Below are 12,743 nucleotides of genomic sequence, written 5' to 3'. Positions count from 1 at the left end.
ACATCTACGAATGCATAGATGAGGCGAGGTGCGTCGCTAGATGCGACGCCCCTCCCGGCGCAGCAGGTCCTGGGCGCTCACACTGCCACCACGGCTGCGACGGGTGGCCTCGTCGGCCTCCTGCTGCTGTTGCGGCGTGCGCTTCTGATCGCGATTCTGACCGGCCGGCAGCGCTTCCGTCGCATCGGCGGACGGAGCGCCGGGCTGATCGGCCCGCGGCGGACGCGGCGCCCGCGGCGGGCCCTGCCGGGTCGCATTGGGCGCGGCGATGGGCATAGCCGTCGTCGCATCCTCGCCCGGTGCGCTGTTGGAGGGCTGGGGCTTGGCGATGGGAATCGCGGTGGTCGCGTCACCCGACTCCGCGGTTGGCGTCGAGCCGGACTGCTTGGGGCCGCGCAGCTCGCCGAGCCACGACTCGATCTCCCGATCGGCATTCGGGCGTTCCGGGCGGTGACCGCCCGGAACAGCGCTACGCGTGGTCGGAGCGTCCGGGCCCGCCGGATTGCCACCCGGTACGCGTGTGGTGGGCGCATCGGTGGGAGCAACGTTCTTGCCGGGCACCGACATCCGCGTGGTCGCGGGCGCGTCCTCGCCCGCGTTGCCCGCCAGGTTGACCGGAGTGGTCGGGGGAGCGGGCGGAGTCGGCGTGGGTCGTGCCGGGGCCGACGGATCGTGTTGGCGCGGTGTGGACGCCGAGGGCAGACGGGTGCGCTCGGAGGCGATCGGCAGTTTGGTGGTGCGCGCGTTGGACCCGACCGGAGACGAGGCGGCGGCGATGGCCTGCTCGCGGCCGGTGGGACGCTTGCGCTCGTCGGCCAGGGTGACCTCGCCGAGGCCGAGCTTGACCTGGATGCGCTTCATCCAGGCCGGTGCCCACCAGCAGTCGTCGCCGAGCAACTTCATAACCGCGGGGATCAGCAGCATGCGCACCACGGTGGCGTCGAGGATCAGGGCGGCGATGAGACCGAAGGCCAGGTATTTCATCATCACCAGATCGGAGAAGGCGAAGCCGCCGGCCACCACGATGAGGATCAATGCGGCCGCGGTGATGATTCGTCCGGTGTTGGCGGTACCGACGCGCACGGCCTCGGTGGTCGACAGTCCCTGGTGGCGCGCCTCGATCATGCGCGACATCAAGAAGACCTCGTAGTCGCTGGACAGGCCGTAGATCACCACGATGATCAGCACGATGACCGGTGCCGTCAGCGGTGTCGGCGTGAAGTTCAGCCACTTGGAGAAGTGCCCGTCGACGAATATCCACGTCAAGATGCCCATGGTGGAGCCCAGGCCCAGGGCACTCATGACGGCGGCCTTGATCGGCAACACCAGCGAACCGAAGGCCAGGAACATCAGGATCGTGGTGACGCTGATCAAGATCACGATCACGAAGGGCAGCTTGCCGAAGACGGTGTCGATGGAGTCCTGTTCAAGCGCGGGCGTGCCACCGACATACATGGTGACGCCCTTGGGTGCGGGTATCTCCCGCAGCTGTTTGACCTTGGCCCCGGCGGTGTTTCGGTCGATCAGGGCGTTCTGGATGACCTTGACGCTGGTATCGCCGTCGGTCTTGACGGCCTGTCGGCGCTGCCACATCTGAGACTTGTCGCCACCGGGCTCCACGAAGCCGGGGACCTTCATCGCGTCGGCGCGAATCTGGTTGAGCTGCGAATCAGTGGCGCCCTTGGTGACGATGGTGATGGTCTCGGTACGGAAGCCGGGGAAGAGCTGGTCGAAATCCTCCTGCGCCTGGCGCACGGAATTCGTTGGGGGCAAATATTTTTCACTGAAGCCACCGAGCTTCAGGTTGCCCAGCGGGATGATCAACAGCAGCATCACGATGACGATCGGCACGGCGAACACCAGCGGCCGCTGCATGACGAAGACGACGGTGCGTCCCCAGAAGCCGTTCTCCAGCTCGTCGCGAGACTTGGTGCGGCTGAACCGCTTGATGCTCAGCGCGTCGACGTGTCGTCCGAGGACACCCAGGCACGCGGGCAGCACGGTGACCGCCAGAATCGCGGCGAGCAGCACCGAGGAGATACCCGCGTACGTCAGCGACCTCAGGAACTGCTGGGGCACGATCAGCATCGGCAACAGGGCGGCCGCGATCAGCGTCGCCGAGAACATGACGGTGCGACCCGACGTGATGACGGTGCGGCGCACCGCGGTTTCGGTGTCGTAGCCCTCGGCGATCTCTTCCCGGAACCGGCTGACGATGAACAGCGAGTAGTCGATGGCGATACCCAGACCGATCAGTGTCACCACCGGCTGTGCGAAGAAGTGCACGGGGGCGAACAGCGTGATCAGTCGCATGATGCCCAGCGCGCCGGCGATGGTGAGACCACCGACCATCAGTGGCAATCCGGCGGCGATCACACCACCGAAGACGAAGAACAGCACGACGGCCATGACCGGCAGCGACAGGACCTCCATGCGCTGCTGGTCCTTGCCGATGGTTCCGGTCAGCTCACTGGCGACAGGCTGTAGGCCGGCCAGCTTGATGTCCACGCCGTCCATCAGGAACTTGTTCTTGGCGGGGTCGCCGTCCTTGTCGGGATCCGACAGGGCCTTGTAGTTGTTGAGGATGGTGTCGTCGTCGTCGCCCTTGAGGCTGACCGAGACGAAGGTGTGTTTGCGGTCGTCGGTGACCATCCGCTTGACGGTGGGATCGGTGGTGGTGGGGGCGCGTAGCCAGCCGGCCCAGCCGTAGACCTCGTCGGGATTGTCCTTCTGGAGCTGATCGAAGTGGTCGATGACCTTCTTCTGGAAGGCTGGGTCGTCGACCGTCTTGCCCTCGGGGGCGGCGATCACCGCGACGACGTGCGTGGTGCGGTCACGTCCCAGCGCGTCGTCGGCCATGACGGAGGCCTTGACGGACTCGCTGTTGTCAGCGAAAAAGCCGCTCTGCGTCACGTGATCGCCGAGCGTGATTCCGAACAATCCGGAACCCAGGCAAACGGTGACGAATGCAGCAACGACGATGAACCGATACCGGTACACCATTCGGCCCCACCAGGCGAACACAGAATCTCCTAACTAGCGTCTCTCACGCGCCGGTTTTCATGTCCTGGACGTGAGCAATGCCGACAACGGTCGGAATGGCTGCAACCAGGCGCCTTCGTCGGGGAGCGAATCTAGACACACCCGCGGCAATGCTCGGGGGAAAACTCCAGGTATGTCCTCGAGATCGACGAACTCCAGAATATCCGAGGTTAGCGCCCAACTCGCATGTTCGCGAAATCCCAGCACACTGACGGGCACCCCGTCACCGGCGATTATTTCCAGCGGTTCGCGGAAAGCCTGGCCATCGGCCGAGGCCACGAGCACCCCGGCCAGGCCCTCGGCGGACCGCAGCTCGATATGAGCAAGCATGTCGGCGTCGACGTCGCTGTCTTCGTCGATCTTGGGTTTGGCGAATACCGCAAACCCAACGTTGCGCAGCGCCTCGACCCATGGGCGTACCACTTCGGCACTGCCCGGCGCGATATTGGTGAAGACGGTGGCCTCGGGCTCCACGAGGCAATCGGGGTGATCCGCCGAGTAGGCGGCGGTGCGCTCCAGCAGCCAACGGCCCAGCGCGTCGAACCGCGGCCGGTTCTCTGCCGAGGGGCGGCCGCCGATGATGGCTCCCAGTCCCATGTCGAGGTTCGGTGCGTCCCACACCAGCAGTACCCGCAGTACCCGGCGTCGGCGGTCGGATTCGTCCATGGCCGAGGTGCTGCAGGCGGCGTCCTCCACGGCCAGGCTCACAATCGCTCCCAGACGAAGTCGTTGATGGTGCTGCCGACCGTGTGCGCCTTGCCTTCGAACTTGGTGGTGGGCCGGTTCACTGAGACCGGGATGCGGGGATCGCCCAGTTCGAGGCGTCGCAGAGTGGGTTCGTTGTCCCCGACCTCGGCGATATGTTCGGCGTAGTTCGCGTGATCGGTCGCCACATGCAGTGTGCCGCCCGGCCGGAGCCGGTCCGAGAGCAGTGCCACCGTGCCCGGTTGCAGCAGCCGCCTCTTGTGGTGACGGGACTTGGGCCACGGATCGGGGAAGAAGACCCGCGCCGCGGTCAGCGACCCCGAGGGCAGCAGGTACTCCAGTACGTCCAGGGCGTCGCCGCGGATAAGCCGGATGTTCTCGATGCCCTCACGATCGATCGCCGAGAGCAGCTGGGCCAGGCCCTTGCGGTAGACCTCGACCGCAAGCACGTCGAATGCGGGCTCCTCCAACGCCATTGCGGCGGTAGATGTTCCTGTCCCGCAACCAATTTCGAGAATCAGCGGGGCGCTGCGCCCGAACCATGCGGCGGGGTCCAGCGGCGGACAGGAGCCGTCGGCCTCGCGGGCCAGGCGGCCATACGTCGGCCACGATTTGTCCCAGGCCTTCTGCTGCCCCTCGGACAGCGAGGAGCCGCGCGATCTGAAGCTCGAGACGCGGCGGGGATGGTGGTTCTGATCGGCGGACGGAGCACTGACGGTTCTCTGGAGCTCGTCGGTAGCTGGTCCGACGCCCCTCTCCTGGCCGTCACAACGCATCTTTCCATCGTCACCCATAGGCGGCAGATCCCATAATCCCAGCGCGGATTGATACTCAACAGTTGCCTACCAGGGTGGAACCCTCCACCGGATCAGGTGACAATGTGAGCATTTGGCGTACATGCGATGAGATTGGGTCTGGAAAAGCAACAATGACGCGGGGGTTCGAGGTCTTCCGGGCGACGCTGGACCGGTTCACGACGCGTCCGGAGGTTCGCCAGGTCCATGGTGGCCAGCGCATTCACGATGTCGCGGTGCGGGCCGGGGATCCGCTGCGGGTCACCGTCCGGGGTCGCGCCGGGGTGGGCGTCACCAGCGTGATCGCCGCGTTGGGCCGCACCCTGCCGGTCGAAGACGGGCCAGGGCACGCACTCATCGAGGTGCCGATTCCGTCGGAACCATTGACAGCCGACGTGGACATCGTGGTTTTCGCGGAGGCGCTCAAGCCCGAAGATCGTGCCGTTCTGGAGGCATCGAGCGCACCCAAGGTGTTGATTCTCAACAAGGCCGATCTGACCGATCCTGGCGCCGCGCGTGGGCCCTGGACCGCCGCGGTGGAGCGCTGCGTCCAGTACCGCGCCGAGACACGGGTGCCGACGCTACCGCTGTCTGCGCACGTCCCCTTGGTCACATTGGACGACGGCATGGTCGAGGCCCTCAAGCTGATGGTCGACAACCCGGCCGACACCAGTTCCGTCGACGCCTTTGTCGCCTGCACTCACGAGGTGCCGGTGGCGATGCGGCAGCGACTCCTGCACGAACTGGACCTGTATCCGATGGGATGCGCGATCGGGGCCCTGCGGCAGGTCCCCAGCCTGGCGGCTCCCGGACTGACCTCGCTGCTGCGCGACCTGTCGGGCATCGACGCGGTGGTGGACGCAATCCGCGCCGCCGTCGCCCAGGGTTGGTATCGGCGGATGCGCACGGTGCTGGCCGAACTCCGCAAGATTGGAGTCACCGGTGTACTGCCGATGCAGATCGATTCCTTTCTGAACAGCGACGACGTGGTGGTGGCTGCGATGCAGTGCGCGGTGGACGCCGCCACGGCCGCAGGCATACCGGTGGAGCGCAGCGATCACCCCGAAGATCATCGGTACCGCGCCGAGCATTGGCAGCGGTTCGCCACCGGCCCGGTGAACGCCACGTACGCCGCGATGGGCACCGACATCGTGCGGGGGTCGCTGCGGCTGTGGCGACGCGCGGGAGGGCGCGCATGAACACGTCCACAGACAGACAGGTCGACGAGCTGGTGCTGACGGTGGATCCGGCGCTCGGTCCACTCGGCGTGGAGCTCCAAGACTCCGTGATGGTCACCGGAAGCTGGCTGGCCGGCGCGAGTACGCTGGCCGCCGAGCTGACATCACGGATGTCGGGGATCCGCATCGTCGAACCCGAAGATCTGCGGCATGGACAGGCGCCGGGTGCGGTGGTCTTCGTGTGCAGCGGAACCGCGCCGTTGACGCCGTCGGACTGCGGTCTGATTCAGTTGGCCGCTGCCAACACCGATGCGCTCATCGCGGTGGTCTCCAAGATCGATGTGCACCAGTCCTGGCGCGACGTGATGAAGCGGAACCGTGAGATCTTGGCCCAGCACGATTCCCGGTTCAGCGGCATCACCTGGCTCGGAGTGTCGACGCGCGGTGGCGCACCGGGGCTCGACGACCTGGTACGGGCGGTGCGTGAGATCCGCCGGGAACCCGGGCTGGAAGAGCGAAACCGGCTGCGTGCCTGGGCGACTCGTCTGCAAGGAATGTTGAACGTGCCGCCGGAGGCCGGCGAGGGCGCGCGCGCCGACGAGTTGCGCAATCAGCGGCAGGCCGCGGTGCGGCGCACACGTTCCGGTAAGTCCGAACGCACCCTGGCATTGCGCAACCGCATTGCGCAGGCCCGCATGACCCTGTTGTACTTCGCGCGCAAGCGGGTCGGGTCGGTGGGCGGCGAGCTGCGCGAGGACATCGCCGAACTGAAGCGCCGCGATGTCGCAGGCTTCGGTGACCGGGTGCGACGACGCATGGCAGAGGTGGTCGCCGAGGTCGAGCAGGGCACCGAAGAGCACCTTGCCGAAGTTTCCGCCGAGGTGACCCAGCGCTGGGTCGCGCCGCGGCCCAGCTCGAACCGCCCGGTGCCGCCCGAAGCGGGGGATCCGTCTGTGCGGTCACGGCGTCTGGAGACCCGGATGATGGCGCTGTTCGGAGTGTTCTTCGGGTTGGGCGCGGCGTTGACGGTCTCGCGGCTGGTGGCCTACGCGTGGCCGGGGCTGGCACTGGTTGGTTTGGCGGTGGGACTGGTGGCCGGGGCCTGCATCGCGGTGTGGTTGGTGGCGGTGCGCGGGCTCTTGCACGACCGGACGGTGCTGGACCGTTGGCTGGGCGACACCATGGGGGAGCTGCGTGCGTATCTGGAGCAGTGGGTGGCCGCGCGCGTGCTGGAGGTGGAGACCCGGCTGAACGCCGACCTCGTGGAGATCGACGAACGCGAGAACGACAAGCTGGCCGCCCGGGTGGGACAAATCGACTCCGAGCTGCGTGAAGCTGCCATGAACACCGCACGGGCAACGGCTTTGCGCAACCGTGACCTGCCATCGGTGCACAAGGCGCTAACCAAAGTGACCGAACGGCTGGACGCGATCGGCAGAAGCGACGAGAATATGACGTCATGATCGACGGTTTTGACCAGGGTTTCGGTGGAGGCCTTGGGGGGCTGGAGGAAGGAGTGCCCGAGCCCGGGCATGCCCTCAATCCGGATCTGCACGTCGATCACCACATGTACTTGCCGACGGACGGCGGGCTGGTGGATCTGGGCAGGGACCTCATCGACACCGATCATGACGGCATCGGCGACACCGTCACCCTGCATCCGTCGGATGGATCGACTGGGCTTTCCGTTGTCTCCGACCTCGATGAGGACGGCATCGCCGACAAGGTGACCACCTTCGGGGCGGACGGAACATATGAGACCTGGGCCCGCGGAGCGGGTGCGCACTGGGAGCTCATCGAGCACGGCCGCGTCGGCGGCAAGTAACTCGGTCCCACCAATACGAGCGCCGACGCGCGTGTATTGATGGATACGCACCAACCCCGTTTCACGCTGAACAGAGCCAGCGCTAACCTCATATATCTAGGTGCCCACCTGCGCCCGTGCGGCCCTGCGTACCCACAGAGGAGATGCTCTCGATGACAGCAGCGACCATTCCCGGTCTTGACAACGCTCCGACGAAGCACGCGGGCTTGCTCGCCTGGGTTCGCGAGGTCGCTGAGCTGACACAACCTGATCGCGTCGTGTTCGCTGACGGTTCCGATGAGGAGTTCGCACGCGTTTCTCAGCAGCTGGTGGACGCGGGCACCTTCCAGCGGCTCAACTCCGAGAAGCACCCCAACTCGTTCCTGGCGCTGTCGGATCCTTCGGACGTCGCCCGCGTGGAATCGCGGACCTACATCTGCTCCGAGCGCGAAGAGGATGCCGGCCCCACCAACAACTGGGTGGACCCGACCGAGATGCGCGGGACCATGACCGAGCTCTTCCGCGGCAGCATGCGCGGACGCACCATGTGGGTGGTGCCGTTCTGCATGGGTCCGCTGGGCGCCGACGATCCCAAGCTGGGTGTGGAGATCACCGACTCGGAGTACGTCGTCGTCTCCATGCGCGTGATGACCCGCATGGGTGCCGCCGCATTGGAGAAGCTGGGCGAGGACGGATTCTTCGTCAAGGCCCTGCACTCGATCGGTGCCCCCCTGGAGCCGGGCCAGCAAGACGTGCCGTGGCCCTGCAATGACACCAAGTACATCACCCACTTCCCCGAGACCCGCGAAATCTGGTCCTACGGGTCGGGTTACGGCGGTAACGCGCTGCTGGGCAAGAAGTGCTACTCGCTGCGCATCGCCTCGGCGATGGCTCACGACGAAGGCTGGCTCGCCGAGCACATGCTGATCCTCAAGCTCATCTCGCCGGAGAACAAGGCCTACTACGTGGCTGCGGCCTTCCCGTCGGCCTGTGGCAAGACCAACCTCGCCATGATCCAGCCGACCATCCCCGGTTGGCGTGCAGAGACCTTGGGTGATGACATCGCCTGGATGCGCTTCGGCAAGGATGGCCGCCTGTACGCCGTCAACCCGGAGTTCGGCTTCTTCGGCGTGGCGCCGGGCACCAACTGGAGCTCGAACCCCAACGCCATGAAGACCATCGAGGCCGGAAACACCGTCTTCACCAACGTCGCGCGTACCGATGACAACGACGTGTGGTGGGAAGGCCTGGAGGGCGAGCCGGAGCACCTGATCGACTGGAAGGGCCAGGACTGGGTCCTGCGGGAGACCGAGACCAAAGCGGCACACCCGAATTCGCGCTACTGCACCCCGATGTCCCAGTGCCCCATCCTGGCTCCCGAGTGGGATGACCCGCAGGGCGTGCCGATCTCGGCGATCCTGTTCGGCGGACGCCGCAAGACGACCGTGCCACTGGTGACCGAGGCCCGCGACTGGCAGCACGGCGTATTCATCGGCGGCACACTGGGTTCGGAGCAGACCGCGGCTGCAGAGGGCAAGGTCGGCACCGTGCGCCGCGACCCGATGGCGATGCTGCCGTTCATGGGTTACCACGTCGGTGACTACCTGAACCACTGGATCAGCGTCGGCAAGCAAGCCGACGAGTCCAAGTTGCCGAAGGTCTTCTTCGTCAACTGGTTCCGCCGTGGCGATGACGGCCGCTTCCTGTGGCCCGGATTCGGTGAGAACAGCCGCGTGCTCAAGTGGATCGTCGACCGGATCGAGCACCGTGCCAACGGTGTGTCGACCCCGATCGGTACCGTCCCGGGGGTCGAGGACCTGGACCTGTCCGGTCTGGACGTCGAGGAGGCCGACGTGGCCGAGGCGCTGGCCGTCAACAACGACGAGTGGCTCGCGGAGCTGCCACTCATCGAGGAGTGGTTCGAGTTCATCGGCGACAAGCTGCCGACCGGCGTCAAGGACGAGTTCGACGCCCTGAAACAACGACTCGGGTAGCGGTTTCCGAACTGATCTGGTCGACACTCCAGGTGAATTCTGCCTAGGGTTGTGGAATGCGCTTCGCGTTCAAGACATCTCCGCAGAACACCACCTGGGACGACATGCTGGCCATCTGGAAGGTGGCCGACGAGATCGACGTCTTCGAGTCCGGTTGGACCTTTGACCACTTCTATCCGATCTTCTCGGACTCCACCGGGCCGTGCCTGGAGGGCTGGGTAACGCTCACCGCGCTCGCGCAGGCCACCCGGCGGCTACGGGTCGGGGTGTTGGTGACCGGCATCCACTATCGGCACCCGGCAGTACTGGCCAACATGGCCTCGGCACTGGACATCGTGTCCGGTGGCCGCCTGGAACTGGGCATCGGCGCCGGCTGGAACGAGGAAGAGTCCGGTGCCTACGGCATCGAGCTGGGCAGCATCAAGGAGCGCTTCGACCGGTTCGAAGAGGCCTGCGAGGTGCTCACCGGTCTGCTGAGCCAGGAGACGACGAACTTCGACGGCAAGTTCTACCAACTGAAAGACGCGCGCAACGAGCCCAAGGGTCCGCAGCGCCCGCACCCGCCGATCTGCATCGGCGGTAGCGGAGAGAAGCGGACGCTGCGAATCACCGCCAAGTACGCGCAGCACTGGAACTTCGTGGGGGGACCGCCCGAGGAGTTCGCGCGCAAGCGCGATGTGCTGGCCGCGCATTGCGGCGACATCGGACGGGATCCGGCCGAGATCACGCTGTCGGCCCATATCAGGCTCGGCGAGGATCGCGACTACGCGAAGGTTGTCGACGAGGCTGCCGCGTTGGGTGCCGAGGGCCTCGATCTGGCGATCATCTACCTGCCCCCGCCGTATGACCCGGCCGTGCTGGAGCCGTTGGCGGAGGCGCTTCGCGGCTGACGGCCAGAAGGCATCTACGCAGTGGTTGTCTGCGCAGATGCCTTCTCGGTCAGGGTTTTAGCCGGTCTTGGCCTCCAGAGCGGCCAGTGCCGCGGCGACCGCGATGTACTTGTTGGTGCCCAGCTCGCGCACGGTGGAGATGTTCAGAGCCTCCTTCAGCGCCGCGTCGTGCTTCTCGGTGAGACCGGCGAGAGCCGACGGGGGTGCGTCGAGGACGTCCTTGAGGTCCTTGTTCTCGTAGGCCTTGTCGAGTGCCTTCTCGAGATTCACGGATACAGCCATAGTTCCTCCTGTGGTTTGCCCCACCCGTCGCGCACCCTAGTTACCGAAGCTGTGAACCAGTGCCGTTTGGCTAGCGACGATCCGAACTGCAGATGAACGGCCGCTTGCGACCCCGAATGGTCAGTTCATTCAAATATGCGCATAATGCAATTAATGAACCAGGCGATCTTCACCGGGCTGACCGGTATCCCGGCCGAACCCCCGTCCGTGTGGTCCCTGCTTGCATGGAACCCGCCGACCATCCCGGTGCTGCCGGTAGTCGCGGTACTGATGGCCGGTTGGTACGTGACGAGCGTGGTCCGGCTGCGCCGGATGGGGCGCACCTGGCCGTGGTGGTCGACGGTGTGCTTCCTGTCCGGATGCCTGATCTTGGGCGCGGTCATGGGGCTGTCGATCGAGCGCTACGGCTTCCGGCTGTTCAGCGCCTTCATGTTCCAGCAGCTCACCCTCTCCATCCTGGTGCCGCCCTTGTTGATCCTGGGCTCGCCGGGGCGGCTGCTGCTGCGGTCGACGCCGCATCATGGGCTTGGCAGGCGAGTGCTGGGCGCCGCGCTGGCCGGATTGCGTAGCCGGACCGCCGCATTCCTGCTGCACCCCGCCGTGACCATCCCGCTGTTCCTCTTCAGCTATTACGGCCTGTACCTGTCGCAGTTGTTCGACACTATTGCCGCTACCTGGTTGGGACACAACGGATTAGAGATCTTCTTTTTGGTCAGCGGCCTGCTATTCGCCATTCCGATCCTGTCGACCGATCCGCTGCCGATCCGGCAGACCAACCTGGGTCGAATGTTCGACATCTTCGTCGAGATGCCGCTGCACGTGTTCATCGGTGTCGTCCTGATGATGGCCCCCAGGCCGTTGATCGGCCTCTTCGCCAACCCGCCGGCCGAGTGGGGCGTCGACCCGGTGAAGGATCAAGCGGTGGCCGGCGCGCTGGCCTGGTCGTACGGCGAGCCCATCGCGCTCGCCACCACTCTGATCTTCGCCGTCAGATGGCGGCGCGAGGAGCAGGAGGAAACCGAGGCCCGCGAGGCCGACGATGCCCGTCAGGAAGACGAATTAGCTTCGTATAACCGCTTCTTGCGGCACTTGCACGGCGAGGAACCGGGTCAGGGCGCGTAGCCGCGCGCCGAACCGTCGGGTGTGGCGTACTTGACGATCAGCGAGCAGTCCTTGCCGCCCAGTCCTTCGTCGATGAGCTGCTGGAACTGCTCGGTCACCATGGTCGCGGCCGGCAGCTTGACGCCGGTCGCCTCTCCGGCGGCCAACGCCAGGCGGGCATCCTTGTGCGCCAAGTCGACAGTGAAGGTGGCATCGAAGTTGCGGTTGGCGGCAGCGGATTCGATGATGTCTGGCACCGGATACCAAGTCTGCTGCGCCCAGGACCGCGCCGAGGACACCGAGCAGATTTCCCAGAACACCTTGGGATCCAGGCCGAGTCGCTCGGCCAGCTGGGAGCCCTCGGAGTTGGCCATCATGTCGATGAACAGCATCATGTTGTTGCAGATCTTGGCCGCCACCCCGGCACCGCCGTCGCCCGCGTGGATCACTCGTCCCGCCATGGGCTTGATGTAGTCGGTTGCCGCACCGGCACTTTCGAGATCGCCACCGAGCATGAAGCACAGCGTGGCGGCCTGCGCGCCGCTGATCCCGCCGGAGACCGGGGCATCGACGAATCGGAACCCCCGCCGGGCCGATTCGGCGTGACAGTATCGCGAGGTTTCGATGTCGACGGTGGAGCTGTCCACCAGAAGCGTTGACGGCGAGGCGTTTTCCCAGATTCCGTAGGGGCCTTCGAACACGGAGCGCACATGCTCGCCCTTGGGCAGCATGGTGAACACGACCTCGGCGCCGGCCAGCACCTCGGCGATCTCCTCCACCGCGGTCACGCCCCTGGCCTCCGCGGCGGCCAACGCGTCACCCGAGAGATCGAAACCGCGCACCGTGTGCCCGGCCGCTACCAGGTTGGCCGCCATTGGCCCGCCCATGTTCCCCAAACCGATCCAGCCATAGGTCGATGAGCCGCTTGCGCGAAGAGAATCAGACACAGTCAT

Annotated in this window: 11 protein-coding genes; 6 read left to right on the top strand and 5 right to left on the bottom strand. The window is 65.7% G+C overall.

Going from position 1 to position 12,743, the window contains the following annotated elements; translation table 11 throughout:
* Positions 1 to 36: 36 nt before the first annotated feature.
* The 3 genes from MYCSP_RS21225 to trmB are packed head-to-tail and all read right to left on the bottom strand — an operon-like array spanning position 37 to position 4,541.
* A complete protein-coding gene (locus MYCSP_RS21225; RefSeq protein ID WP_088415036.1) occupies positions 37 to 3,024 on the bottom strand; it encodes an MMPL family transporter in 2,988 nt (995 codons plus the stop codon).
* A gap of 36 nt (positions 3,025 to 3,060) precedes the next feature.
* A complete protein-coding gene (locus MYCSP_RS21220; RefSeq protein ID WP_083336072.1) occupies positions 3,061 to 3,750 on the bottom strand; it encodes an NYN domain-containing protein in 690 nt (229 codons plus the stop codon).
* A complete protein-coding gene (trmB, locus tag MYCSP_RS21215; RefSeq protein WP_209435418.1) occupies positions 3,747 to 4,541 on the bottom strand; it encodes a tRNA (guanosine(46)-N7)-methyltransferase TrmB in 795 nt (264 codons plus the stop codon). Before trmB ends, MYCSP_RS21220 begins: the two co-directional genes overlap by 4 nt.
* 134 nt (positions 4,542 to 4,675) lie before the next feature.
* On the opposite strand from trmB, the gene MYCSP_RS21210 reads away from it, so the two are divergent.
* The 5 genes from MYCSP_RS21210 to MYCSP_RS21190 all read left to right on the top strand — a co-directional run bounded on the left by MYCSP_RS21210 (position 4,676) and on the right by MYCSP_RS21190 (position 10,407).
* Positions 4,676 to 5,740 carry an ERA-like protein 1 gene (locus MYCSP_RS21210; RefSeq protein WP_070911815.1) on the top strand — a complete coding sequence of 355 codons (1,065 nt, stop codon included), beginning with the start codon at positions 4,676 to 4,678 and terminating at the stop codon, positions 5,738 to 5,740.
* Complete coding sequence (locus MYCSP_RS21205) at positions 5,737 to 7,182, top strand: hypothetical protein (RefSeq protein WP_088415034.1); 1,446 nt, start codon at positions 5,737 to 5,739, stop codon at positions 7,180 to 7,182. The genes MYCSP_RS21210 and MYCSP_RS21205 overlap by 4 nt, the downstream gene beginning before the upstream one ends.
* Complete coding sequence (locus MYCSP_RS21200) at positions 7,179 to 7,544, top strand: DUF6802 family protein (RefSeq protein WP_088415032.1); 366 nt, start codon at positions 7,179 to 7,181, stop codon at positions 7,542 to 7,544. Before MYCSP_RS21205 ends, MYCSP_RS21200 begins: the two co-directional genes overlap by 4 nt.
* A gap of 152 nt (positions 7,545 to 7,696) precedes the next feature.
* On the top strand, positions 7,697 to 9,517 hold the full coding sequence (locus MYCSP_RS21195; protein WP_088415699.1) for a phosphoenolpyruvate carboxykinase (GTP): 1,821 nt from the start codon (positions 7,697 to 7,699) through the stop codon (positions 9,515 to 9,517).
* A 56-nt stretch (positions 9,518 to 9,573) separates the two neighbouring features.
* Positions 9,574 to 10,407, top strand: a complete 834-nt coding sequence (locus MYCSP_RS21190; RefSeq protein ID WP_070911818.1) for an LLM class F420-dependent oxidoreductase — start codon at positions 9,574 to 9,576, stop codon at positions 10,405 to 10,407.
* Between the two features lie 57 nt (positions 10,408 to 10,464).
* Here the strand turns inward: MYCSP_RS21190 and MYCSP_RS21185 are convergent, their stop codons facing one another.
* The gene (locus MYCSP_RS21185; RefSeq protein WP_070911819.1) at positions 10,465 to 10,689 is read right to left on the bottom strand and encodes a hypothetical protein; all 225 of its coding nucleotides are present in this window, start codon (positions 10,687 to 10,689) and stop codon (positions 10,465 to 10,467) included.
* 153 nt (positions 10,690 to 10,842) lie between these two features.
* Between MYCSP_RS21185 and MYCSP_RS21180 the strand changes: the two genes are divergently transcribed.
* A complete protein-coding gene (locus MYCSP_RS21180; RefSeq protein ID WP_083014221.1) occupies positions 10,843 to 11,811 on the top strand; it encodes a cytochrome c oxidase assembly protein in 969 nt (322 codons plus the stop codon).
* On the opposite strand, the gene mmsB is transcribed toward MYCSP_RS21180, so the two are convergent.
* Positions 11,799 to 12,743 carry a 3-hydroxyisobutyrate dehydrogenase gene (gene mmsB / locus MYCSP_RS21175; RefSeq protein ID WP_088415030.1) on the bottom strand — a complete coding sequence of 315 codons (945 nt, stop codon included), beginning with the start codon at positions 12,741 to 12,743 and terminating at the stop codon, positions 11,799 to 11,801. The genes MYCSP_RS21180 and mmsB overlap by 13 nt on opposite strands.

It is taken from the genome of Mycobacteroides saopaulense, from assembly GCF_001456355.1.
GTDB classification, from domain to species: domain Bacteria; phylum Actinomycetota; class Actinomycetes; order Mycobacteriales; family Mycobacteriaceae; genus Mycobacterium; species Mycobacterium saopaulense.
The sequence above is the reverse complement of the archived record's forward strand: the minus strand, read 5'-3'. Positions and strand labels throughout refer to the sequence as shown.